The 24,457-nt window shown below is 62.6% G+C and carries 25 protein-coding genes; 14 read left to right on the top strand and 11 right to left on the bottom strand.

Going from position 1 to position 24,457, the window contains the following annotated elements:
• The first annotated feature begins 1 nt into the window (after position 1).
• Positions 2-1,357, top strand: coding sequence for a sigma-54-dependent transcriptional regulator (locus tag NKJ32_RS09755; protein WP_352755607.1), 1,356 nt, complete (start codon positions 2-4; stop codon positions 1,355-1,357).
• A 30-nt stretch (positions 1,358-1,387) separates the two neighbouring features.
• Here NKJ32_RS09755 and NKJ32_RS09750 read toward each other — a convergent pair whose 3' ends face one another.
• Positions 1,388-2,131 carry a 2OG-Fe(II) oxygenase gene (locus NKJ32_RS09750; protein WP_352569112.1) on the bottom strand — a complete coding sequence of 248 codons (744 nt, stop codon included), beginning with the start codon at positions 2,129-2,131 and terminating at the stop codon, positions 1,388-1,390.
• A 239-nt stretch (positions 2,132-2,370) separates the two neighbouring features.
• Between NKJ32_RS09750 and NKJ32_RS09745 the strand changes: the two genes are divergently transcribed.
• The 10 genes from NKJ32_RS09745 (at position 2,371) to NKJ32_RS09700 (ending at position 11,899) form a co-directional block, all read left to right on the top strand.
• Positions 2,371-4,362, top strand: a complete 1,992-nt coding sequence (locus NKJ32_RS09745) for a tetratricopeptide repeat protein (RefSeq protein ID WP_352569111.1) — start codon at positions 2,371-2,373, stop codon at positions 4,360-4,362.
• A 39-nt stretch (positions 4,363-4,401) separates the two neighbouring features.
• A complete protein-coding gene (locus tag NKJ32_RS09740) occupies positions 4,402-4,698 on the top strand; it encodes a hypothetical protein (protein WP_352569110.1) in 297 nt (98 codons plus the stop codon).
• A 152-nt stretch (positions 4,699-4,850) separates the two neighbouring features.
• Positions 4,851-5,576, top strand: coding sequence for a 3-keto-5-aminohexanoate cleavage protein (locus NKJ32_RS09735; protein ID WP_352569109.1), 726 nt, complete (start codon positions 4,851-4,853; stop codon positions 5,574-5,576).
• A gap of 203 nt (positions 5,577-5,779) precedes the next feature.
• Positions 5,780-6,823, top strand: coding sequence for an acyltransferase family protein (locus NKJ32_RS09730; RefSeq protein WP_352827446.1), 1,044 nt, complete (start codon positions 5,780-5,782; stop codon positions 6,821-6,823).
• Positions 6,824-7,141: 318 nt separating this feature from the next.
• Positions 7,142-7,645: an Lrp/AsnC family transcriptional regulator gene (locus NKJ32_RS09725; RefSeq protein ID WP_352569107.1), complete on the top strand. Its 504-nt coding sequence runs from the start codon at positions 7,142-7,144 to the stop codon at positions 7,643-7,645.
• Positions 7,642-8,805, top strand: a complete 1,164-nt coding sequence (locus NKJ32_RS09720; RefSeq protein ID WP_352569106.1) for a saccharopine dehydrogenase family protein — start codon at positions 7,642-7,644, stop codon at positions 8,803-8,805. Before NKJ32_RS09725 ends, NKJ32_RS09720 begins: the two co-directional genes overlap by 4 nt.
• Positions 8,806-8,926: 121 nt before the next feature.
• The gene (locus NKJ32_RS09715; RefSeq protein ID WP_352541231.1) at positions 8,927-9,715 is read left to right on the top strand and encodes an ABC transporter substrate-binding protein; all 789 of its coding nucleotides are present in this window, start codon (positions 8,927-8,929) and stop codon (positions 9,713-9,715) included.
• Positions 9,716-9,798: 83 nt separating this feature from the next.
• Positions 9,799-10,470 carry an amino acid ABC transporter permease gene (locus NKJ32_RS09710; protein WP_023720609.1) on the top strand — a complete coding sequence of 224 codons (672 nt, stop codon included), beginning with the start codon at positions 9,799-9,801 and terminating at the stop codon, positions 10,468-10,470.
• Complete coding sequence (locus tag NKJ32_RS09705; RefSeq protein WP_352587207.1) at positions 10,467-11,141, top strand: amino acid ABC transporter permease; 675 nt, start codon at positions 10,467-10,469, stop codon at positions 11,139-11,141. Before NKJ32_RS09710 ends, NKJ32_RS09705 begins: the two co-directional genes overlap by 4 nt.
• Before the next feature lie 29 nt (positions 11,142-11,170).
• Entirely contained in the window at positions 11,171-11,899 is a 729-nt protein-coding gene (locus NKJ32_RS09700) for an amino acid ABC transporter ATP-binding protein (RefSeq protein ID WP_352744094.1), read from the top strand.
• A gap of 637 nt (positions 11,900-12,536) precedes the next feature.
• Here NKJ32_RS09700 and NKJ32_RS09695 read toward each other — a convergent pair.
• The 3 genes from NKJ32_RS09695 to NKJ32_RS09685 all read right to left on the bottom strand — a co-directional run bounded on the left by NKJ32_RS09695 (position 12,537) and on the right by NKJ32_RS09685 (position 15,086).
• A complete protein-coding gene (locus NKJ32_RS09695) occupies positions 12,537-12,989 on the bottom strand; it encodes a nuclear transport factor 2 family protein (protein ID WP_352645544.1) in 453 nt (150 codons plus the stop codon).
• A gap of 14 nt (positions 12,990-13,003) precedes the next feature.
• A complete protein-coding gene (locus tag NKJ32_RS09690; protein WP_352826568.1) occupies positions 13,004-13,690 on the bottom strand; it encodes a hypothetical protein in 687 nt (228 codons plus the stop codon).
• A gap of 109 nt (positions 13,691-13,799) precedes the next feature.
• On the bottom strand, positions 13,800-15,086 hold the full coding sequence (locus tag NKJ32_RS09685; protein WP_352635985.1) for a LuxR C-terminal-related transcriptional regulator: 1,287 nt from the start codon (positions 15,084-15,086) through the stop codon (positions 13,800-13,802).
• On the opposite strand from NKJ32_RS09685, the gene NKJ32_RS09680 reads away from it, so the two are divergent.
• The gene (locus NKJ32_RS09680; protein WP_198023562.1) at positions 15,075-15,377 is read left to right on the top strand and encodes a hypothetical protein; all 303 of its coding nucleotides are present in this window, start codon (positions 15,075-15,077) and stop codon (positions 15,375-15,377) included. The genes NKJ32_RS09685 and NKJ32_RS09680 overlap by 12 nt on opposite strands.
• A 447-nt stretch (positions 15,378-15,824) precedes the next feature.
• Here the strand turns inward: NKJ32_RS09680 and NKJ32_RS09675 are convergent, their stop codons facing one another.
• The 6 genes from NKJ32_RS09675 to NKJ32_RS09650 form a co-directional block, all read right to left on the bottom strand.
• The gene (locus NKJ32_RS09675; RefSeq protein WP_502901102.1) at positions 15,825-16,352 is read right to left on the bottom strand and encodes a c-type cytochrome; all 528 of its coding nucleotides are present in this window, start codon (positions 16,350-16,352) and stop codon (positions 15,825-15,827) included.
• 353 nt (positions 16,353-16,705) lie between these two features.
• Complete coding sequence (locus NKJ32_RS09670; protein WP_023677243.1) at positions 16,706-17,086, bottom strand: GFA family protein; 381 nt, start codon at positions 17,084-17,086, stop codon at positions 16,706-16,708.
• A gap of 16 nt (positions 17,087-17,102) precedes the next feature.
• Positions 17,103-18,191, bottom strand: a complete 1,089-nt coding sequence (locus NKJ32_RS09665) for a Gfo/Idh/MocA family protein (RefSeq protein WP_023677242.1) — start codon at positions 18,189-18,191, stop codon at positions 17,103-17,105.
• Positions 18,192-18,244: 53 nt separating this feature from the next.
• The gene (locus NKJ32_RS09660) at positions 18,245-19,030 is read right to left on the bottom strand and encodes a ThuA domain-containing protein (RefSeq protein ID WP_352455411.1); all 786 of its coding nucleotides are present in this window, start codon (positions 19,028-19,030) and stop codon (positions 18,245-18,247) included.
• 375 nt (positions 19,031-19,405) lie between these two features.
• Positions 19,406-20,941: a DUF2778 domain-containing protein gene (locus NKJ32_RS09655; protein ID WP_023677239.1), complete on the bottom strand. Its 1,536-nt coding sequence runs from the start codon at positions 20,939-20,941 to the stop codon at positions 19,406-19,408.
• Between the two features lie 569 nt (positions 20,942-21,510).
• On the bottom strand, positions 21,511-22,323 hold the full coding sequence (locus NKJ32_RS09650; RefSeq protein ID WP_352569094.1) for a class I SAM-dependent methyltransferase: 813 nt from the start codon (positions 22,321-22,323) through the stop codon (positions 21,511-21,513).
• Positions 22,324-22,514: 191 nt separating this feature from the next.
• Between NKJ32_RS09650 and NKJ32_RS09645 the strand changes: the two genes are divergently transcribed.
• Positions 22,515-22,937: a cupin domain-containing protein gene (locus NKJ32_RS09645; RefSeq protein ID WP_031211929.1), complete on the top strand. Its 423-nt coding sequence runs from the start codon at positions 22,515-22,517 to the stop codon at positions 22,935-22,937.
• Between the two features lie 284 nt (positions 22,938-23,221).
• Here NKJ32_RS09645 and NKJ32_RS09640 read toward each other — a convergent pair whose 3' ends face one another.
• Positions 23,222-23,818, bottom strand: coding sequence for a cation efflux transmembrane domain-containing protein (locus NKJ32_RS09640; RefSeq protein WP_352569092.1), 597 nt, complete (start codon positions 23,816-23,818; stop codon positions 23,222-23,224).
• Between the two features lie 109 nt (positions 23,819-23,927).
• Here NKJ32_RS09640 and NKJ32_RS09635 point away from each other — a divergent pair, with 109 nt between their 5' ends.
• Positions 23,928-24,335, top strand: coding sequence for a hypothetical protein (locus NKJ32_RS09635; RefSeq protein WP_352796848.1), 408 nt, complete (start codon positions 23,928-23,930; stop codon positions 24,333-24,335).
• Positions 24,336-24,457: the final 122 nt, after the last annotated feature.

Below are 24,457 nucleotides of genomic sequence, written 5' to 3'. Positions count from 1 at the left end.
CATGACGAACGACAATGCCGCGCCGGTGATCCTGATCGACGACGACCGCGATCTCCTCAAGGCCACCACGCAGACGCTGGAGCTTGCCGGCTTCTCGGTCTCGGCCTTTGCGGTGGCGGCCGAGGCGCTGGCCAGGCTCGACGCCGGTTTTGTCGGCGTCGTGGTGTCCGATATCCGCATGCCTCAGATCGACGGCTTGCAGCTTTTCAATCGCATTCTGCGGCTGGATGCCGACATTCCCGTCATCCTCGTCACCGGCCACGGCGACATCGCCATGGCCGTCAAGGCGATCAAGGACGGCGCCTACGACTTCATCACAAAGCCCTTCGCCGCCGACCGGCTGGTACAGAGCGTGCGCCGCGCAGCGGAAAAGCGCCGCCTGGTGATGGAGAACCGCGCCTTGCGCGAGGCGGCCGGAGAGGCGCAGGACGGCCTGCCGCTGATCGGCCAGACGCCGGCGATGGACAGGCTGCGGCGTACACTGCGCCAGATCGCCGACACCGACGTCGATGTGCTGGTGACCGGCGAGACCGGCTCCGGTAAGGAGGTGGTGGCAAGCCTTCTGCATCGCTGGAGCCGCCGCGCCAAGGGCAACTTCGTTGCGCTGAATTGCGGCACGCTGCCGGAGACCGTCATCGAAAGCGAATTGTTCGGCCATGAGGCCGGCGCCTTCACCGGCGCGCAGAAGAAACGGATCGGCCGCATCGAGCACGCCAGCGGCGGCACGCTGTTCCTCGACGAGATCGAAAGCATGCCGGTCTCGACACAGGTGCAGATGCTGCGCGTGCTGGAGATGCGCGAGGTCACGCCGCTCGGCACCAACGAGGTGCGGCCGGTGGATCTGCGCGTCGTCGCCGCCGCCAAGGTCGATCTCGGCGATCCGCGCCAGCGCGGCGCCTTCCGCGAGGACCTCTACTACCGGCTCAACGTGGTGACGATCTCGATCCCGCCGCTGCGCGAGCGCCGCGACGATGTCGCCCTGCTGTTCTTCTATTTCGCCGAGCGCGCCGCCGCCCGTTTCCACCGCCAGGTGCCGGCAATGCCGGCTTCGGTGCATCGCCATCTGAGCGACCATGACTGGCCGGGCAATGTGCGCGAACTGGCGCATTTCGCCGAGCGGTTCGTGCTTGGGTTGGAGGAAGGCGCCGAAGCACAACCCCCTGCCCTGACCGAATCGAACGCCGCCATGAAGCTGCCGGAGCGGCTGGAGCGCTACGAGGCCGACATCATCCGCGAGACGCTTGGCAGCAACGACGGCGACGTCAGGCGCACGATCGAAGCGTTGGGGATTCCGCGCAAGACCTTCTACGACAAGCTCCAGCGCCACGGCATCGTGCGCAGCGATTTTTCCCGGTAATCGCCGCCGGGCCTCGACCGAGCGGCTCGGCTATTTGGCGTCGTGGAAGATGATGCCGACAGTGTGGCGCATGCCGGAGCGAAGCCGGCTGACGCCGTGCCTGAGATTGACGCGGTAATTGCCCTTGCTGCCCTGGACCGGTCGATTGTGGACCGCGAAAGCGACCGCATCGCCCTGGCGCAGCGGCACCACCTCGGCGCGGCTCTGCATGCGCGGACGCTGCTCGGTCAGCACGAACTCGCCGCCGGTGAAATCCTTACCTGGTTCCGACAACAGGATCGCCACCTGCAGCGGGAAGGCAAGATCGCCGTAGAGATCCTGGTGCAGGCAGTTGAAGTCGCCGGGAACATATTGCAGCAGGAGCGGCGTCGGCCGCGTCTGGCCCTGCTCGTGGCATTGCCTGAGGAACGCGGCGTGTTCGTCGGGGTAGCGCTGCGCGATACCCATGCGCTCGTTCCAGTCATTGGCGACCGCGGCCAGGCGCGGATAGAGCGCGGTGCGCAAGCCGCCGATCAAGTCGGGCAAGGGATAGCGGAAATAGCGGTACTCGCCCTTGCCGAAACCATGCCGCGCCATGTGCACATGGCTGCGGAAATGGCTCTCGTCCGGATAGAGCCCGGCGATATTCCGGCACTCCTGCGGCGTCAGCAGCTTTTCCATCACCGCGCAGCCATAGCCGCTCAGCTCATCGGCCAGCGTCCGCCAGTCATATCCGGCAACGCGCACCTCCGCCGATTTCACCGCCGCTTTCGCGCCTATCGAAAGGATGGTCATGGCTTCGCCTCCTGTGGCTTCCGTGTCATTGAGATGGGTGAAACGGCGCGCGCGGACCACCCGTTTCTTGCCGGGTGAACTCGTTAGCGATTGTCTCGGGGATTTCGTTGAATACAATGCAGCGGGGCTTGCCGCGATGGGGGGGCGATTTGATCGGACGGGTTCGACAAAGGGACAGGGCAGTCCCCCGGCAATTCCTCGTTTGCCTCGTCGTCATGCTGGTCTCGATACTCCCGGCCTTGTCCGCCAGCAGCGACTGCGTCGGCGACGACGAGGTCGAGGCAAGTACGCGGATCGCCGCCTGCACGCGCATGATCGAGGATGCGACAGAGCCTGTGGCCAACCGCGCGACTGCCTACTACAAGCGCGGCGAGGCACGGGCATCACAAGGCGACTACGACCGTGCGATTGCCGATTTGGGCCAGGCGATCGACCTCGATTCGAAATTCGCCGGTGCTTACTATGCCAGAGGCACCACAATGGTCGAAGTGGGCGAAAATGATCGCGCCATCGCCGATTTTGGCCAGGTGATCAGCCTCGACCCGACAAACCCGGAGCCGTACAACAGCCGAGGTGTCGCCTGGGAGCACAAGGGCGACTACGACCGCGCCATTGCAGACTATGATCAGGCCATCAGCCTCGATCCGAAGCATTCCGACGCCCACAGCAACCGGGGCAACGCCTGGGCAGACAAGGGCGACTACGATCGTGCCATCACCGACTACGACCAGGCAATCAGCCTCGATCCTAAAAATGCGGGTGCCTACAATAACCGTGGTGTTGCCTGGAAACAAAAGGGCGAATACGACCGAGCCATCGCCGACTATGAACAGGCGATCAGTCTGGATGCGAAAGACGCCAGACCCTACAGCAATCGTGGTGCTGTCTGGGTACACAAGGGCGACTATGACCGCGCCATTGCAGACTATGATCGGGCGATCGACCTCGACCCGAAACATGCCGACACGTATGGAGATCGTGGCATCGCCTGGGCACGCAAGGGCGATAATGATCGCGCCCTTGCCGACTACGATCAGGCAATCGGCCTGGGTCTGAAAGACGCCAGCACCTACTACAACAGAGGCCTGGCTTGGTCGCACAAGGGCGACTATGACCGTGCCATCGCCGATTATGACCAAGCGATCGGCCTCAATCCTCAGGACGCTAGTGCTTACAACAATCGAGGCGTTGCCTGGAAACACAAGGGCGATTACGACCGCGCTATCGCGGATTATGACCAAGCGATCGGCCTCGATTCCCAGGATGCCACGGCTTACAACAACCGTGGCATTGCCTGGAAGAAGAAGGGTGACGACGACCACGCTGTCGCCGACTACACCCAGGCAATCAGCCTCGATCCAAAAAACGTTGATGCCTGGTACAACCGGGGCCTCGTCTGGTCTGACAAGGGCGACTATGATGGCGCCATTGCCGACTTCAGCCAGGCAATCACGCTCGATCCTAAAGACCCAACTGCCTACGACAACAGAGGCAATGCCTGGGCACACAAGGGCGACGATGACCGCGCCATTGCCGACTATAGCCAGGCGATCATGCTCGATCCAGTACATGCGAAAGCCTTCAGGTACCGAGGCCGTATCTGGCACAAGAAGGGCCATGATGACCGCGCCATTGCCGACTACGACAAGGCGATCAGCCTCGATCCGAAAGACGCCCGTGCTTACAATGGCCGGGGCGTTGTCTGGTCGGCAAAGGGCGACTACGCCCGCGCGACCGCCGACTACGATCAGGCAATCAGCCTCGATCCGAAATATGCCTATGCCTATTTTGGCCGCGGCATTCTCGCCTTCTATTCGAGCGCGCTGGCCAAGGCGCAAGCCGATTTCGGACAGGCGGCCACGCTCAAGCCCGACAATGCCTATTTTGCGATCTGGCTGGAGATGACCGAGCGGCGCAATGGTGCGGTGGGCCACTTGCAGGAAGCGACTGAAAAGCTCGATATGACCAAATGGCCGGCGCCAGCGGTTCGCATGCTGCTTGGAGAATTGACGCCGGCCGAGGTATCGGCGGCAGCCGACGACGCCGACCCGGCCAAGAAGCGTGGCAATTTGTGCGAGGCGAACCTGTTCATCGCTGAACTCGATCGGCTGCAACGCCATGACGACGAAGCCTTGCGGCTCTACCGGGTCGCTGCCAGCGATTGCCCTGGGGACTATTACGAATACGTTGCGGCCAAGGCCGCTCTGCACGAGTTGGGCGCGGTTCCGTGAAGACAATTTCCAAGACTTTTTGATGACCCGAGGAGCGACTTGACCGGACCGGTTCGAGAACGGCACAGGTTTTTCTGGCGCACGCTGGCTGGTCTCATCCTCCTGCTTGTCACGGGGCTTCCGGCGCTGGCCGCCAGCAACGACTGCGTCAGCGATGACGAGGTCGAGGCAAGCACGCGGATCGCCGCCTGCACGCGCATGATCGAGGATGCGACAGAGCAAGGCATACCGTCAGCCATTGTCCAAAGATTTTTATCGAATACCGTGCCGCCAACGCTGCGTTACGCGAGTTGGGTGTTTCGCCGTAACTCTGCCCGACGGATGTTCGTTTGCTAAGAAGACTATGCCGAACAACACAATACAGGTGCATTCTGCCAGACTGATTCAGGCTGTGCCGCGTCCATATGTCAGGAGCCTTCGCCAGCGCGATTCCGGTTTTCACTGGCCCGCGCTAGACTGGCAGCAACCGCAACCGGACTGCCCCTGGCATGATCGTCCAGACCTGCATCAATGGCGCGCGCAGCGCCGATTTCCACCCGCAACTGCCGCTGACGGCGGAGGCCATGGCGCGTGACGGCGCGGCCTGCATCGCTGCCGGCGCCGCCGAACTGCATGTTCATGCCCGCGGGCTGGACGGTCGGGAAAGCCTGGCTCCGGCGGCGATGGATCGGACGGTGCTGGCGCTCCGCCGCGCCTGCCCGGGGACGCTGATTGGCGTGTCGACGGGTGCCTGGATCGAGAACGACGACCAGCGGACGCTGGTTGCGATCGCCGGCTGGAGCGAGCTGCCCGACTATGCCTCGGTCAATCTCAGCGAGAATGCAGCACCGGCAGTCATGGACCGTCTGCGCCAGCGCGGCATTGGCATCGAGGCCGGGCTCGCCTCCGTTGCCGACGCCGAACGCCTGGTGAGCCTCGACCATGGCAACCGCGTGCTGCGCATCCTGATCGAAATCTCCGAGCAGGAGCCGGACGCTGCGCTTGAGATCAGCGACGATATCGCCGCCGTGCTCGACGGCGCCGGAATGCGCCGGGCAATCCTGCTGCACGGCGCCGACGCCACGGTCTGGCCTTTCGTGCACCAGGCGCCGGAACGCCGTTGGTCGACGCGCGTCGGACTGGAAGACGGCAAGGAGCTTCCTGATGGAACAGTATCACCCGGTAACGCTGCGCTGACAGCGGCAGCCGTCGCTATCTTCGAGTCCAGCCGTTAGCGCGGGAACGGCCAATCTCCTCTTCACTGGGGAGATGCCAAGTTTGGCAACGAGGCAGGCCAAAGTCGGCCGAGCATAAGTGTGGCGGCACGCTATATCAATAAAACTTATCTAAACCTTCACGTGTTAATTAAACCAACAATTAATCGGCACATCAACGATCACGTATGTTAATGCTCTCCTGCACCGGGGACCATTTTTTGATGAACATCATTCCACAGAATGATCACGCTGCGCCGCGTCGGATTCAACAGTATACATCGATACAGGTACTGCGGGGGCTGGCAGCTCTCATGGTTGTTATCTATCATCTTCCGGCCGCGCTGGGCATGCTCGATCTGCGTATTCCCGTTCTAAACAGCGGCGTCGACCTGTTTTTCGTCATTAGTGGTTTTGTAATGGTTCTCTCGACAGAGAACAGACGCGCCGACCACCGTGCTTTTTTGATGCAGCGCTTCACGCGCGTCGTTCCGTTCTATTGGGTTATGACCTTCCTTATGGTCGCCGCACTTTGGTTGTTTGCCGGTCGTGCAGTGTTTCTTGAGCAGATCACCAATAGCCTGCTTTTCATAGCCTATCTCGATACGGTCACAGGCTATGTCCAACCGGTGCTTGGCGTGGGTTGGACGCTCAATCTGGAAATCCTGTTTTACATTCTGTTCGCAGCGACTATGCGTTTCGGCACGCTGACGCAAATGGCCATGGTCGGCGTTGTCTTTGCAATCGCCGTAGCGGCGCGCATCGTCTTCAAACCCGCCGCCGACACTGTGCTGTTTTTCTATACCACGCCAATCCTGTTTGAGTTCCTTGCCGGCATGGCGCTCGGCCACCTGGTCGGCAGACTGGCGCGTTTGCCGACCGTCCTGGGTGTCTCGGCGCTCGTGTTCGCCATCGTGTCCATGCTGGTGATGGTACTTGGCTTCAACTTGCCGCGAACCCTTGCTCAGGGAATCCCGGCCTTGATCCTTGTCGCCGGTTGCATCAGCCTGGAAAGCTACTTCCGGCTTTTTGCTCCTCGCCTGCTGGCAAGGTTGGGCGATGCCTCCTACTCTCTCTATCTGACGCATCCTATCGTGCTGCTTGCGACCGCTCCTGTCGTTGCAAGCGTCAGCATATCACCATGGCTTGCTGGCATGGTTATTGTCACCGCCTGCATTGCCGTCTCCCTGGCCAGCTACAGTTTTGTTGAAAAGCCGATTTTGGCCATTTCGCGGATGAGCCTTTCCGCCCGTCACGTGAAGGCATGAGTTGCGGCTGCGCCCCGCGGAACCACGCTGTCCCGCCAATCTTAGACCGGCGGCGCTGAACCTTCAAAAGATCCGGAAACAAAAACCCGCCTCGGGAGGACGGGTCGTTGGAGCCAAATTGGCACCATATCCAAATTAATAGCATAGCTGCCGGCACAAAGCAAGAACAAAATGTGGCGCACTCGACGAAAATTGCCGACAGGCACAGAGCCATGGCGGATGACATGGCTCTTGCCGTTGTTAAAAATCTCTCATAAGGTATTTTCATATCTGAAAGAAAATCCAATCGTTTCTTTCCTTTTATGAAAGCCTGAGCGTTTGCGGGAACATCTCGATCAGACCGACCGGCGACTGGTCAAGCTGCTGTCGCAGGACGCGCAGCTTGGCGTCAACCGCCTTGCTGAGAAGATGGCGATCTCGGTGCCGACGGTGCGCATGCGGCTGCGCAACCTGCTCGACCGCAACCTGCTCAAGATCGTTGGGCTGCTCAACCTGACCGAGCGCCCCGAACTGATCTCGGCCATCGTCGGCATCAACGCGCAAGGGCGCGGCCGGGCCCGGGAACTGGCGCAGCGCATCTCCGAATTGCCTTTCGTGAACTCGGCCACCGTCGTCACCGGGCGCTTCGACATCATCGTCGACGTGACCGTGGCCGGCGATGTCGCCGATCTCTACCGCGTCACCAGCGAGCTGATCCCCGGCGCCGGCGAGCCGGGCGAGGTCGTGCGCAGCGAGACTTTCGTCGTCATGGCGTCCTGCAACAAATGGGTCAGCCTGCCGGAAGGTTGCTGGTCGGACGAGACGCGGAAGGAAATGGCATGAAGATCGCGGTTCTCGGCGGGCTCGGCCTGCAAGGCCGGGCGGCTATCGCCGACCTCGTTGCCAGCGACGGCGTCGAGCAAGTGGTCTGCGTCGACACTGCAACCGGCGGCGCTGCGCGGCTCGGCGGCCTGACCGACCTTGCCCGCGTGCGTTTTGTAGTGCCGGAGGGCGCGATCGGTCCGGCGCTGGCCGAGGTGATGAAGGACGTCGGTGCGGTCATCGACCTGTTGCCGCAGCCGCTGATGCGCGACGCGGTGCAGGCGGCGATCGCGACGCGCACGCCGCTGGTCACCACCAATTACGGCAAGGCCATCGCCGATCTCGCTCCCGAGGCCGAAAAGGCCGGCGTGTCGATCGTGACCGAATGCGGGCTCGACCCCGGCATCGACCTGGTGCTCTACGCGCGCGCCGCCAGCCAGTTCGACACCATCACCGCGATCGATTCCTACTGCGGCGGCATTCCCGAGCCGAAGGCGGTGGTCGAGCCGCTGCGCTACAAGGTGAGCTGGAATTTCGACATGGTTCTGGTCAGCCAGAACCGCGACAGCGTGCTGGTCGAGGACGGCAAACGGGTCGATGTGCCGGCCGCCCGCCAGCACGACAATCGTTTCATCCACGAGATCGAGGTGGCGGGACTGGGCAGGCTCGAAGCCTTCCCCAATGGCGACGCGCCGCATTATGCCGGCATGCTCGCCGCCGCCAAGGGGCTGCAGCGCTCCGGCCGCTATTCGCTTCGCTGGCCCGGCTGGTCGGCGTTCTGGGCGCCGCTGAAGCAGCTCGGCTTCCTGTCCGAGGACAAGGTGCAAAGCACCGGTGCCAGCCCACGCGAATTCCTCGGCCGGCTGCTTGGCCCGCAACTGCAATATGGCGCCGACGAAAAGGACCTTTGCGTCATGCGCAACGTCTTTGTCGGCAGCGAAGGCGGCCGCCGCAAGACGGTGACCTCGGAGCTGGTCATCGAACGCGACCTCGCCTCCGGCCTGTTCGGCATGAGCCTTGGCGTCGGCTATCCCGCCAGCATCGTGGCGCAGATGCTGGCACGGCGCGAGATCGCCACGCCCGGCCTGCTCAACCCGCTGCTGCATGTGCCGGATGGCCGCTTCCTCGATGAGCTCGCCAGGCGTGGCATCAATGTCGCCGAAACGGTGAGCTGGGATTGAAGATTTTCGAACGGTGGTTGCCGCCGGCAACGGCGCCGCCGCTCAAAAGCGCCCCCCAACGGAAATCAAAGGGGTGAAACAACAAGTGGAACAACAAACGACAACAAGGAGGAATGCCCAAATGAAGATTGCCAAGCTTTTCATCGCCGGCCTTGCGCTCGCTGGCCTTACCGCTGCCGCCAGTGCGGGAACGCTCGACGAGATCACCAAGCGCGGTGAGTTGCGTGTCGCCGTGCAGACGCAAGGCCCGCCCTTCTCGCTGGTGGGTGCTGCCGGCGAACGCACCGGCAGTTCGGTCGAACTCGCCGAACTGATGGCCAAGGAAATGGGCGTCAAGATCACCTTCCTCGACTTCGACTGGGACGGCCTGATCCCGGCGCTGCTGTCGGGCAAGGCCGATCTTCTGGTCGCCGACATGACCCCGACACTGGCGCGTGGCATGAAGGTCGCCTTCACCAAGCCTTACATGTACACGGGCAGCACAGTCTTCACCAAGGCTGGGACCGCCTTCAAGTCCACCGAGGACTGCAAGGCCAAGGGCACCAAGATCGCGGTGCTGCTCGGCGCCACCGGCGAGAAGGAAGCCAAGGCCGCCTTCCCCGATGCCGATATCAAGAGCTACAAGGGCGGCGGCCCGCTGTTGCTCGACGCCGTCAACAACGGCCAGGCCGATTGCGGCGTCAACGACGTCTCGGCGGTCAAGGGCCAGTCAACCGCTTACCCGGCCGGCAGCTTCATCATCATGCCGGACATGCTGTCGAAGGAGCCGCTGGCCTTCGCCACGCGCTATGACGAGCAGGACCTGCTGGTCTGGATGAACCTGTTCCTCGACCAGGTCAGCCTCGACGGCCGCCTGCAGAAGAACCTCGATTACTGGGTCAATTCCGACGCCTGGAAGAAGGATCACTAAGCGGCAATAGATTTCGGGCGGTTTCGCGCGCGTTCACGAAACCGTCCGAAGTCGCTTGTCCGCTAGAGGAACCCCGCCCCACCATGCTCGAAAACTTCAGCTTCCGCACCATCGTCGAATATCTGCCCCTGTTCGGGCAGGGCCTCGTCACGACCGTGTGGCTGTCTGTCCTCTCCTTTGCCGGCGCACTCGCCGTCGGCATCGTGCTCGCCGCCATGAACCTGCAGCGCGGCCGGCTGTTCCGCGTCCCGGCCAAGGCCTATATCGACGCGGTGCGCGCCACGCCGCTGCTGGCGCAGCTTTATTTCCTCTATTTCGGCCTGCCGCGGCTCGGCTTCGTCCTGCCCGAGCTCGTCGTCGGCATCTTAGCCCTGTCGCTGAACAGCGGCGCCTACGTCGCCGAGATCATCCGCGCCGGCATCCTGTCGATCCCGCGCGGCCAGGTGGAGGCCGGCGTCGCTTCGGGCATGACCTATGTCCAGCGCATGCGCCTCGTCATCCTGCCGCAGGCGTTCAAGGTGACGATCCCGCCGCTGCTCGGCCAGGCGATCGTGCTGGTCAAGGATTCCGCCCTACTGTCGCTGATCTCGGTCGCCGAATTGACGCGCGCCGGACAATTGCTCGCCTCCGACCGCTTCATGCCGGCCGAGGGTTTCATCACCATCGCCGCCTTCTACCTGCTGCTCTATTACGGGCTGAAGGGTCTGGCGGCGCTCTCCGGGCGCTGGCTCGGCCTGGCGGGGGCACGGACATGATCTGGCAGCAGCTGCAAAGCGTCGCCGGCAGCTATCCCCTGGCGCTGCGCGGCCTCGGCATGACCGTGGTGCTGTCGCTGATCAGCCTGGTGCTGGGCACGCTGCTCGGCTTCGGCCTCGGCATCCTGCGCACCGGCGGCAACCGGCTGATCAGCGGCGCGATCGGTGCCTGGGTCGACCTGATCCGCGGCACGCCGTTCCTGGTGCAGATCTTCCTGATCTTCTTCATCCTGCCGGAACTCGGCATCGAGCTCGACGCCTTCACCGCCGGCATCATCGCGCTGACCAACCTGGCCGCCTGCTTCATCTGCGAGATCGTCGTCGCCGGCATCCGCTCGGTGCCGACCGGCCAGGTCGAGGCAGCACTTGCGTCCGGCCTGTCGCGCTGGCAGCGCATGCGCCAGGTGGTGCTGCCGCAGGCGATGCGCATCGTGCTGCCGCCGCTGGTCGGGCAATATGTGCTGCTGATCAAGGATTCCTCGGTCGTCTCGGCCATCGGCCTCACCGACCTCACCCGCGTCGGCTGGCTGGTGGTGCAGCGTGTACCCAATGGGCTGCTGGTCTTCTTCCTCGTCGGGCTCGGTTACTTCATCGTCTGCTACCCCCTGATCATGCTGGCCCGCCGGCTGGAGCAACGTATCGGCGCGGCGCATGGCGAGGTGCAATTGTGATGTCGAACCCCAGCAAAAATGGCACCGGCATGATCGAATTTCGCGGCGTCAACAAATGGTTCGGCCAGCTCAACGTGCTCAGGGATATCACGCTGAGCGTCGAGCCTCGCGAAGTGGTCGTCGTCTGCGGCCCGAGCGGCTCGGGCAAGAGCACCTTGATCCGCTGCATCAATGGGCTGGAGACGATCCGCGACGGCGACCTGACGGTCGACGGCCAGCGCCTCGGCGACCCCGCCACCAACATGACGCGGCTGCGCACCGAGATCGGCTTCGTCTTCCAGTCGTTCAACCTCTACCCGCACAAGACGGCGCTCGAGAACGTCACCCTGGCGCCGATCCATGTCCGCAAGATCCCGCGCGCTGAAGCCGAGAAGGCCGGGCGCGAATTGCTCGCCAAGGTCGGCCTCGCCGACAAGGTGAACGCCTATCCGGCGCAGCTGTCTGGTGGCCAGCAGCAGCGCGTGGCGATCGCCCGCTGCCTCGGCATGCGCCCCAAGATCATGCTGTTCGACGAGCCGACCTCGGCCCTCGATCCCGAGATGATCTCCGAAGTGCTCGACGTCATGGTCGCGGTGGCCGAGGAAGGCATGACCATGATGGTGGTGACGCACGAAATGGGCTTTGCCCGCAAGGTCGCCCAGCGCGTTGTGTTCATGGACGCCGGCGCCATTGTCGAGAGCGGCACCCCGGACGAGTTCTTCTCCAACCCGAAGACCGACCGCAGCCGCGCCTTCCTGAGCAAGATCCTGCGGCATTAGGGCTAACAACTCAATTAGCTGACTGCCGGCTGCGACCGAGATGAGTGGAAATCGACCTTAGGACTCGCGCACCGTGACCTTGGTCACAGCTCTGTCGCCACGCTCAATCTTAATGCGCTTGTCACTCGGGATAGGCGGTGGAGCTACGTTAGCAATCTTTCCATCCTCTAACCGATCCGCAGTCAAAAGCTCTTCCCCTTTCGCCGTCTTTAGGCGCTCTAATTGATTGATTACAATCCTGACATGCCGGCCTCCCAAACGAAAAAATCGGACAAGAATATTGTTAATAGCGAGCAGGCAGGCGGAAGAAGCAACTTGCGAATTAGAGAAAGCGCATCACGCTTTCAATATAGCGGCCGAGTCCCTGGCCCTCAATATCAACTAACGGACGTGGTTTACACAGCATGCCGAGAGGTCTGCAGAGGGTTCAACTCGGTCGTTCAGAATGATTGGGTTTTGACCTAAAACGTCAGCCGGCCGTGGCCGGCGTCTTCAGCCAAACGTCGCCAGAGGGTCGGCGCTGATCTCGACCCAGCCGACGGGCTGAAAGAAGCACAGTTCCGGCTCGATGGCGCCGGCAGAGCCGATGGTCCCGCCAGCGCAATTCCTCTCTTTGCCCGTTTCGGACCGACGCTTCTCAGAACGCGAAATCCGCGGACTGAACGACATCGGCTGGGAGCCAGGTTTCATGAACTTGCAAGATCTCGGGCCCCCGGCTGTAGCCGCGATCGCGGACCACCACCGTCGTGACCCGGCCATTGTTCGGTTGATCGGAGTCCTTCGCGTCGCGTTGCCATTCGTGGTAGTTCACGACCGCCAGGTCGGCGCTTTGATGGCTGATCCGGATGTCGCGTATCTTGATACGGAAGGCCGGATTCGATCCGTAGATGCTCTTCATGTAACCTGCGAAGTCTTTTTTCCCGAACGCCCTGCCGCCTGGCATGATGGCGACCAGATCTTCGCTGATCCGGTCGAGCGCGTTCTTCTTGAACGTCGCATCGTCGCCACGACATCGGCCCGTCACCCAGTCGGTGAAGAATTCGTGGATGTCGTGGATCGTCGCTTCGATTTCCTTCGTTTGAAGGGACATTTTTTCCTCCTGTCCTAAGATGATGCTGGATCAGGCGCTTTGTGCTGTGGCTTGCCCGACCGGACGCTCCTTGAGGACAGCCCGTACCACGCGAGCCACAGGCACATGAGAAGCGAGGAAATCAGCCAGATCGGACCTCCGATGCCGATCCCGAGCTGCTCACCGAGTGTCCACCCGGTTGCCGAAAGGATACCGAACGCCGAGCCGACGATCGCGGCCCATCGGGGCAGTATCCCGACGTCATCGCGGGCGTCGTGATACGCGACAAGCGCTGTCGCCAGGGCGAGCGCCCAGACTCCGTTACCCATGCCGCCGGAAAACGCCCACCAGGTCATGAAGGCGTTGGTGTCACCCCGGTCGGCCGCGACCGCGACCACCGATGCCTCGGCGACTGCGGTGGAGAACGTGGTCAGGGCGCCGAGAGCCATCACCATCCAGGCAGAACTCAGCATCGGCGAATGCCGGACCCGGGGGTTGAGCGCCAGGTTCAGGAACGAAGCGCCGGCGATCAGGAACAGCGCCGCTGCCGCCGTCCAATGGACCGTAGCCCATCGCCCATGGCCCTCGGCGATATTCTGCATCTGAACAGACAAATCCGCGTCCGGTGGCCCGTGGAAGACGAGCGCAGCCGCCAGCAGTAGCGTTCCGGTGGCGAGCCAGACACCGCCCGGCCCGCTCATGCTGTTATTATTCGTTGGCATCGGGGAAACCTCCTGTGGCCTTTACCACCCCATGAGGTTTAGACCCGCGCCACGGTTGCCCGCTTCGGCGTAAGTACCCACGCAACGAGAAATTTTGGCTTGGGTAGGATTACCCAAACACGTCCATGCCGATCAGGGCGTGCTCGACCGCATAGGCCGTGGCTGCCGCGCGCGTGCGCACGTTCAGCCGCGTCAGGATATCGCTAACGTGACGGTCTACCGTCCGCTGGCTCAGACCGAGCTCGCCGGCAACTTCCGGGTTGGTCAGGCCTGACGCGATCAGGCGCAGAACCTGCGTCTGTCTGGGGGTGAGAACTTCGCTGCCTGTCGCCGTCATAGTGACCCGCAGCTTGCCGGCAACGGCTTCGTCGGGGCGCGCGCCGAGCTCGCGGAAAAGTCTTATCGCTTCGTCCAGTTCGGTCCGCGCCGCTTCAGTATCGCCGGTTGCGAGACAGGCCCGCGCTGTCAGCACCCGCATCCGGGCAAGATGATAGGGCGCCCGAAGCTCCCAGAGGATCGCTACCGCGCGCCGGATATGGGCCAATGCCTCCGCGGCTCGACCAGCATGGATCAGCACCCGCGCGGTAGCCTCAGCGGCTGCGGCGCGGACTGCATCCGCGGAATATTGGCGCGCGCAGTCGTGCAGTGTTTCGCACAGCTCCCAAGCGTCATCGGCCGAACCGATAGCGAGAGTGATTTCCACCGCAGCCGGCAAGAGGCGGAGTTTGCCCGGCATGTCGTCGACGGACTGCAGTGCGCGGCGGATCGCCGAAAGGGCCGGCTGCTCGTGCCCCTGCTGAAATCGCATAAGCGCCAGCCCCGGCTGCGGATCGAACCCGAGCCTGCTCGCTGCGCGATAGGCGGCATCGGCCTCGTCCCATTGGCCGCGGAGGCGAAATACCTCGCCCTTCTGGTAGAATGCCGGACCGGCGTGGTGCTTCGAGGGCCCCTGCTGAAGGCGGATGCTGGCGACACCGGCCTCGCGGCCGGCCTCGTCCCAGTGGCCGTCGAGGATCAGGATTTCGGCCCGGTGGATCAGGCATCTGCCGGTGAAGGCAACGATGTCGGGCTGTCCCGCGCACCATCCGACCAGCGCCGATGTCCATTCCCTCGCCCGGCCCGTGGCATGAAATTTCTGACAGATCTCGATCACGCTGCAGTAGACCAGCCCGGTGACGATTGGTGAGAGCCGGCCCGAGGTGACCGAAACCATCACCTCGTCCAGCAGTTCGAAACCGCGCACATAGTCGCCGCGCAGGATCAATATCCGCCCCTGAAGGTGGCGCGCGATAGCCAAGAGGTCCGGATCTTCGCAGCGCTGTCCGATCTCCGCGGCACGTGTTGCGTGCGCGAATGCTTCGTCCGGACTGTCGGCGGCGAGGCTTTGTTCGACCATTGGGAGCTGAAGGTAACCGTGTTCTGCACATTCCTGCGTATGATCCTCGACCAGCCGGTTGGCGCGCGTCAGCCATCCGCTGCCTTGGGCGAATTCACCGCGAAACATCAGGGTGAGCCCGATCCAGAAGCCGCAACGCGCTGCGGATCGTTCGCGTCCGTTCCGGAGATGCTCTTCGAAGGCCCTTTCGTAGTCCCGAACGAATTCCTCCTCGCGCCCAAGCATGTAGGCGGCTTCCCCGAGGCGCTGGAGCTCGGCGCCGCCAAGTTCACTGCAGCGGTCTCTGTCTGACAGTTCGCGGTGAAGCCTGGACCAATCGCCGCGATTGGCTAGCTCCGCATACGGATCCGATGCAACTGCACCGTCTTCCGGCGACTTGTCGGGTGATCGGTCGGAGGGCGCGGGCATAGCCTCAGAATAGCACATATCTTGCTGAGGAGGTGGCGCCAGGTTACCAACGTGACAGAAGTTCGTTTCGGGCTCAATCGAGCCGTTCATCGCGTCCGCCGCCGAGGACCGGGAACGGTGGTGGAATGCTGCCATTCGTCTCGTCGACGGGAACGAGTAGGTAGCGCCAATATCGCGACATTCATGGCGCTTCTCAAAGCTCCCCTCGCGCAACGGCTCGATCGACCCATTTCTGCCGTTCCGATATCGGCCTCACCACCTCCAAGGCGGACATTCACACATTATTCGGCGAAAAATTCGGCGAAAAATCTCGTTCCGATCAAAGCCGCCCTACTTCGTTGCAGCGGCTGCGGTTTCCCCCGGCGGCATAATCCGCATCATGAAGGTCGACACCGCTTCCCCGGGTTTGAACGGGCCGGGAACCTGGTGGCTGACCGGCTTCACACTTTGGAGGAATGCCACGATCGCCATGGCGTCATCCGCGGTGAGATGCGCAAAATCGCGCCAAGGCATGATCGGCGCCAGGATGCGGCCGTCCGGCCGTTCGCCGGTCTGGATCGCGGTGACGATCTGCTCCGGGGTCCAGCTTCCGATACCGGTCTCCTTGTCAGGCGTGATATTACGGCCGACAAAGACACCAAGGCCAGGAATCTCGAAGCCCACATCTGAACCGCCAAGGAAGTGCGACATGTCGGGCTTCCCGAAGAAGTAACCGGATGTGTGACAGTCGCTGCAGCCGGCAATCGTAACCAGATATTCGCCGCGCGCGATCTGTGTGTCATCGGCCATGGCCGCGTAAGATGGCAGGGCAACAATCGACGCTGTCAAGAATGCAAGATGAACTGGTGTCCGAAACATTGCTTCCTCCCTGTGGTCTGTTCGTGGTTTGTCCGTCGACCTCCCGCGCCGTCAACCGGTCGCAATTCCCCGATTTTAACCGCGTCGGGGACGCTGAATTCTAGCATGGCCAGCACGTAGTAACTATCAGCGATCAATTGGACCGTCGGCACTTGTCGTGCCCCGTTGAGCGCAAGTGTGATGGAGCGTGCTCAGCCGACGCACAATGCCTTGTTTTGGCGCGATCGAGCCACGCACGGTGATGGATCGACTTCGTCGCCTGAAATGCCTTGTACGGTCGGACCGGGTCGAACTCGGTCGTTCAGAATGATTGGGTTTTGACCTAAAACGTCAGCCGGCTGTGGCCGGCGGCTTCAGCCGAACGTCGCCAAAGGTTCGGTTCGGACCTCGACCCACTGGCAGCGCCGGCTCTCGTGGTAGAAGGACAGGAAGGGCGGCGGGAACGCAGGGTCCGCGAAAGCGCCCACCGGGGTGGCGGTCAGACCGGGCTGGGTGTCGATCCGGTAGTGGACGGTGGTGCCGCAATCCGGGCAGAAGCTGTAGATGACGCGGCCGCCCTCGTCGCCAATGCGCGTGAACTCCGCCGAGCGGCCCTGGACAAAAACGTCACCTTCCTCAAACCACGTGTTGAAGCTGAACGCGCTGCCGGTGCGTCGCTTGCAGGCCAGGCAATGGCAGACGAGACGCGTACCGGCTCGCCCGAGCAGGTGGCTGACAGCTGAGCGCAGGAACATTCGGCGCGCCGCGTGATCATGGCTGGCTCCTCTCACGATTCCCTGAACGATATCGCTGCGTATCGGTGCTCAATTCGGCCCGCTTCTCATCCGAGACGACGGCGAGGTCCAGGACCTTCTGCAATTCGGCAGCATGCCGGAACGACGGTTCGGCCTGGACACCGCTGCGCACGGCATCGACGAAGCGCTGGTAGTTGGTCTGCACCGTTCCGGCGCCCAGAACTTGCCATTTGGCGTTCTCGACATCCTTGCCGATGCAGGCTTTCAGCTCCGAGCCGGTCAGATTGTGCACGACTTCGATGCCGCCCTTGTCGCCGTAGATGCGCAGGCGGAGTTCGTTCAAATGGCCGGTTGCCCAGCGGCTGGCATGGACGACGCCGAAAGCGCCATTGCTGAAATCGAGCGCCATAGTGAAGCTGTCGTTGGCGTCGAGCTCGTATTCGCCGATGCGGTTGCCGGGCGCCTTGTCGAAGGATCTCAGCCGGCAGAACACATGGTCGATGTCGAGCGCCGCGCCATAGCTGGCGAAATCGAGGATGTGGATGCCGACGTCGCCCAGCACGCCGTTGGAGCCGTGGCCGCGCGACAGCCGCCACAGCCATTTCGGATCGGTGCGCCAGTCGCCCCAGAATTTGGATATCAGCCAGCTCTGCAGATAGGACGCCTCGACATGCCTGACGGTGCCGATCTCGCCGGCCAGCACCATGGCGCGCGCCCTCTGCAGCGGCGCGACGTTGCGATAGGTCAGGTTGACCATGTTGATGATGCCGGCCCGCTCGGCGGCAGCGGCCATCTCACTGGCTTTCTGGTAATTTTCGGCCAGCGGTTTCTCGCACAGCACCGGCTTGCCCGCCGCGATCAGCATCATGGTGGTCGGATGGTGGATGCGATCGGGCGTCACGTTCGCCACCGCGTCGAACTTGCCCCACGCCAGCGCCTCGTCCAGCGACGCGAACCGGTTGGGGATACCGTAGATGTCCGAAAACTTGTCGACACGCGTACGGTCGAGATCGACGGCGCCGATCAGTTCGACGCCCTCGATCTTGCCGAACTGCCTGGCGTGCTCCTCCGCCATCCAACCGGTGCCGAGTATCAAGAGGCGCATGATTCTTATCCTTAGGACAGGGCTTTATCTTCTTGTTCGATCATGGATTTGGTCTAGCGAAAGCCGGCTTCGCCGGCGGAATGAAGTTTTCCGCCGCGCTCGACGATCGGCTCAAGTGCCTTTTCCACCGGCACGTTCGGCGCATCGAGGATGGCTGGATTGGAGCCTTGGGGGTTGTGCGCCCATCTCACCGCATTGCGCAGCACCTTGTGGACGTTGGCGTCGTGATAGGTCGGATAGGTCTCGTGGCCGGGCCTGAAATAGAAGATGTTGCCGGCGCCGCGGCGATAGGTCAGCCCCGACCGGAACACTTCGCCGCCCTGGAACCACGAGATGAAGACGGTCTCGAGCGGCTCCGGCACGGCGAACTGCTCGCCATACATCTCCTCGTTCTCGAGCTCGAAATACTCGCCGATCCCGGCAGCGATCGGGTGGTTGGGGCTGGTCACCCAAAGCCGTTCGCGCTCGCCCGCCTCGCGCCATTTCAGCGTGCAGGGCGTGCCCATCAGCTTCTTGAAGATTTTCGAGAAGTGGCCGGAATGGAGAACGATCAGCCCCATGCCTTCCCAGACGCGGCGCGTCACGCGCTCGACCACTTCGTCGGCGACGGCGCCATGGTCCTTGTGCCCCCACCACAGCAAGACATCGGTCTCGGCCAGACGGTCGGCCGGCAGCCCATGCTCCGGCTGCTCCAGCGTCGCCCACGACACTGATATCTCCGGGTCGAGCTTCAGTGCATTGGCGATCGTCGCATGCATGCCCTCGGGATAGATGCCCGCGACCACCTCGTTGGTCCGCTCATGAATATTCTCGCCCCAGACGACAGCGCGTATTGTCATGATGTCCTCGTGATTGTTTGAAGCTGGAGCCGCCCCTACGGGTCAGTCATAATATCCTCGGCCGGGAATGAAAACCGTTTCGCGGCCGGCTGCTGACAATCTGTTGGAAAGCGGGCGGGAAAGTCCACGCGGCAAAACCAGCGATGCCGGCGGGACAGCGCCCTGGACAGCGGCCCCTCTGTCCTGCCGGACATCTCCCCCACTTGTGGGGAGATGGCTGTCATCGGCGATTTCGCCAATCGCCAACGTTGCAGGATGGCAGCAGACAAACGCGAAGTCCGATCTCCCCCCTCGTGGGGGAGATGTCCGGCAGGACAGAGGGGGGCGCGAAGGAACGCTACAGAGCGGCTTTCATTCTCCGCCGCCGCGAGCAATCTAAGCGCCTCGCCCCTCTTGGGCGACGCGTGTCAGCGGCTTCGACAGCCGCGGCACGACTACAAGCCGCTTGATCTTGCCCTTCTTGTAGGCGGCGAGGAAGCGGGCATAGTCCTTGAAGACGACGCAGCCATTGGATTCGGCGCGCCCGCCGCGCAGCATGTAGGTGTGGGCGAGCAGGCCGTCGCGGCCATATTTGTTGCTGCCGCTGGCCGGCGTCAGACGGATCGCCTCGACACCGTGAAAGCGCGATTCCCGCATCGTCAGATTGTAGGTATCCGGCGGCGTCGGGCCGACATTCTTCTTGTGGACGTAGCGTGGCTGGTCGACCATCGCGCCCAGTCCCGAATGTGCCTCCAGCCGCGAGCCGTCGGGCATATAGACGGTCTTGGCCGAGATGTCGTAGACGGCGACGCCAGTACCCATGTTGGGCGTGGTGAACAGGTTCCTGAAGGCTCCGCCGAGACCGCCGGAAGGCATGTCGGGCTTGGCATAGGCCAGCATGTCGCCGCCCTGCGTCTTCGACCGTTTGCCCGGCTTGCCCGACACGGCCGGCACTGCCGCTTGTGACGAATTGCGAGGCGACAGGCTGCCGGGTAGCGTCTCGGCCGGCGGAGCGTCGGCCGTCTGCACCTTGCTCGCCCTGGCGGTCCTAGAGGTCTGCGCCTTGGGCGGCTCCGTTTTCGATGCTTGATCCTTTTGCGCCTGGGCCCTTGGCGCCTGGTCTTTTGGCGCCTGATCTCTTGACGCTTGAGCCCGCGGCGCCTCGGCCGGCTTATCGATGTCCGCCCGCGGACGCAGCGTCGGCAGCGGAATGCTGTCGGGCATGTCGTCTTGCGGCGGCAGCGAGGCTAGCTGGACCTCAGGTTCTTGCGGCTCTTGCGAAGCCGCGGGCTCGCTTGCCGCGATGGCTGCCGGGAGCACATCGATCATCTGCTCCGGCAATGTATTCGCCAGCGCCAGCGCCAGGCGCGACGAGCGTTCGATCTCCGCCACCTCCGGCCCGAAGCGCACCGGTGCCGGGCCGTTCGGGTCGGGTATGCGTACCGGCTCGGCGAACCGGGCGTGGGCCGGCAGGCTGGCGAGCATGACGGGAGAGCGGGCTGAGGCACGGGCAAAGGCGGCGGCAAGCTTTTGCGGCGACAGCGCGGCCTTGGCGACCACGTCGTCGAAGCTCGATTGCCGCGACGCATCGGCGACAAGCGGCACGGTGTTGCGCTTGAGGCGGGCCGATTTTCCCTGGTGGACGAAGTTCGACGCCGACCGCAGGCAGTTGGCATCGCACCCGTGCTGCAGCAGCTTGGCCGACAGCGCCGCGTTGGCCGCGGCCCATGTCGGGGCCTGCGCCTTTGCAAGGCTGCGGCGAGGATCGGCAAGCGCGATGGTGCGCGGCGCGAGCAGGCTTTGCGGGAGACCGTTGGAAGCGGCGCTGAGCGAGGTTCCCACTGAATAAAGGCCGGCCAAAGTCGCCACCGACCATAAAGCAATGGCTGCGCCGACGGCCGGAACCGCGACCCAGCGTAGGCCGGGCCTCATCGAAGTCAATCCAGTTGCAGGACTGTCACCCCGGGTTTTCGCACTTACAAACGCCATTCAACCACTCTCAATCGGCCGATGCCGGCTAGCGGATTTCGCAGCCGTGACATTCACAGTTCGCCTGGTGCCCCCAGCACGCTTTGCGTCTGTTGCCGATTGATTCAAAAGATGGACAAAGTTGGTTAACCAATCCCTCTACCGACCGCCGATTGGGCGACGGTCACACCGAAAAACGCCCTCCAAAACCTGCATAGTTGGCAAAACTGCCCTCCAATGATGACTTTGCTGCCCGTTTTTGTCGGCCGAGTCAAGAAAGCGAAATGACTAGACCTTGCTGGGCGGAGTCGGCCATGGCTGCGAAAGTGAAGCCGGGCCGACCAGAATCTCGCGGCCGGCAGCCGCCGCCATCAAGCCCCGGCGTTCGGTCAAACCGGCGATTATCGACCTGGCACTTGTCGACCTGCCACTCGGGCGAATGAACGTTAACGTCTGAGAATTCGGGATAGCGGCAAGATGTTTGCCGCACAGCAGCTGAATGTCGCCAAGTGCCGGAGCGGGATATCCAACACCTAGGCCACAGCCACCACTATGTGAGCCTGGATTTTGGCAGCAACTTCGCCGCTGCCATGCCTGTCTGCAATCGCGGCTGCGGCGTAGTCGGTTGCAGCGTCCAGTTTTCCCGCCTCTCTGGCCTCGATTTCATTGCGAAGGAGAGTGCCCTGGCAATAAGCAACGGCCGGAAGGCGCGGCGAGGAGGCACGGCTTTGTTCGGCTCTCGTCTCGATCACCACACCGGAAAAACCTGCGTCCTCCAGCTCGCTACGGATCAGTGCCGTATCGTGGTAGCCATGCGGCGTGCGTGCCAGAAAGCGCGGCGGATCGTTCGGAAAAATCCTCGCCAGGGCATTCGTCACATCGTCCGCAAATACATTCTCTTCGATGCGATCCCATACGCTGAATAGAAAATGTCCTCCGGGCTTCAGGACTCGCCGGGCTTCGCGATAGGCAGATGAGCGGTTGGGAAAGAACATCGCGCCGAACTGACAACAAACGAGATCGAAGGCCGCATTTTCAAACGGTAGCGCCAGAGCATCCGCCTGACGCCATTTGATGCGATCGTCGGGAGCTTGCCGCGAAGCGGCGTAGTCGAGCATCGGCTGGTTGAGGTCGGTTACGACATAGCTTGCATCGGCGGACAGTTTTGGCGCCAATGCGCGGGTGACAACCCCGGTGCCCGCGGCGGTTTCCAAAACGGCGCTTGGCGACAAGGACGCTGCCCGTCGTGCAAGATCTGCGGCGAACGGCTCGAAAATCAACGGCACCATATAGCGGTCGTAGTTTTCCGGAATTGAGCCGGCGAATACCTTGTCCGTTTCCAACATTGCTATCCCCCGCCGTCCGTTTGATGGCTCGTCAGCATAGCATGGAATTGTTTGCTATTCGGTCGCATTCGACCGGGAGGCGGTTCGCTCCCGGAAGCTCCGAAACGCCGTGCTGCAATTATCTGCATATGTGTTAATATATTGTGGTCATGCGCATTGGTGCGTGGCCAAACATAAAATGGGAGGATGCGATGAAAACCATAAATCGCAGGTCTGCAATCGCGCTCGGCGTGACGGCGGCAGCGGTAACGCCTTTGTTCACGCTGGCGGCTGCTGCAAAGGTCAAGAAATACGGCCCGAAGGAAGGCAAGGAGATAGCCCCCGGCGTCAGATTGGTCGAGGTCGGCACCGGCAATTCCGATATCCCCGCTTACAAGAGCATCTCAATTGTCGATATAGTCTTTCAGCCCGGAGCAGCCGCCCCTCAAATGGTGATGGACAACGACATGGTCTGCACCATTGCTGCCGGTGAATTCACGATCAAGAAGGCGGACAAGGAATTCAAGCTCAAGGAAGGTGACGTGTACACCTGCTCCAAGGGCAAGACCGACGAGGCAGCCAACACCAGCAAGGTGGTCGGCATCCACCGCATCGCCGTCTTGATACCTGCCTAGGGCATGCCGCCGAAAATCGGGCCCGCGTCCTCCATCAGGGACGCGGGCCTTTTGATGACGTGCGTGGCCTTGAGCGGTTCATCGTTTCACCGCTTCGACCCGGTCGACTTCGTCCAAGTGTGGTGAGGCTCATGCTGTTCATGGTTTTCCTCCGATTTTACTTATGAGCGGTTCTCCCTCCGCCCGCTTTGAAAGGGTGCGATTATATTAGAGATCGCGCAGGTTTCCGGCTGACTGCTGCATTGGCGGAGTGGCAATCGGCAGCGCGCTGAGCGTTTTGGAGTTCACGAAATGGCCCGGTGCTCTTCCCGAGCTGCCCCCCAGACCTCGCGCGCCGCGTCTGCATTCAGTGCCGCGATTCCCAGGCCGACGATCAGATCCGGCCACGCCGAGCGCCACAGGAAGGCCGTCACCAATCCGGCCAGTATGATCGCAACATTGGCGACCGCATCGTTGCGGGCCGAGAGGAATGCCGCCCTGGTAAGACTGCCGCTGTGATGGCGGTAGCGCGCCAACATGTAGGCGCATGACAGATTGACCGCGAGAGCGCCCAACCCCGCCAGCGTCAGAGCCGTTGGCTGCGGCGGCACCGGCATGTTGAACTTTTCCCACGCGGTCCACAGCGTCGCCAGGCCCGGCACCAGCAGGATAAGCGCCAGCGCCATGCCGACCCGCGAGCGGGCACGCAGCGACCATCCCATGGCGAGCAGTATGAGGAGATTGACCGAGGCATCTTCCAGAAAATCGACGCTGTCGGCGAACAGCGACACCGAGCCGATCGCCAGCGCGACGGCGAATTCAATGCCGAAATAACCCAGGTTCAGCAGTGCGACGACAAGCACCACCCGGCGAAGGCCGTCCGACGTGATGGCTTGCTGCATGGTCTGCCCTAACACGATGCTTCTTACTGGCTGCCCTGCCCTCGACGGTTTCGATGTCGCGTTGTCGGGGCTTGCAAAAGCGGCGCTTTGAGGCCAGCCTAGGCCGAACATGGCGCGCCTGTCACCAAAACACCTCCTGGTCATGCTTCTCGCGGTCGTCGTGACCGCCGGGTTCAGCCTGTCCGCCGCTCAAGCTGCCGTCATGTCGGCCAGGATGGCAGTCGACGGCCGCATGACCATGGCCGCAGATACCGGCACCACCGACGCCGACATGGCCAAGATGGCCGATGCCAGGGACGGTGACTGCAACGCTTGCCTCAAGGGCTCGGCCGGCAATGACAAACCGATGCAATGTGCGCCGACCTGTGTCGCACCGGTTCTGGCGGTACTGCCGGAAGCTTTCCCCGTGACGGGACTGCCGCAGCCCGAGCTGCCGTCGGCGCTTCCCGCCCCGTTCCTGCACGGGCGAAGTCTGCTGCCCGAGCCATTCCCTCCAAGACCCAGCGCTCTCGTCTGACGCCGTTTCTGCCGTTCCACGGCTGATTAGCGGCGTTTGATCGCCCGGTTGCGCGCACTGCGCAGCGGGCGCGGTAGCAATTCAATCGACGTCGCGACGTTCGCCGTCGGTTGCCGCAGGGG

Origin of the sequence: Mesorhizobium sp. M0159, from assembly GCF_040322295.1 — a bacterium.
Taxonomy (GTDB): domain Bacteria; phylum Pseudomonadota; class Alphaproteobacteria; order Rhizobiales; family Rhizobiaceae; genus Mesorhizobium.
The sequence above is the reverse complement of the archived record's forward strand: the minus strand, read 5'-3'. Positions and strand labels throughout refer to the sequence as shown.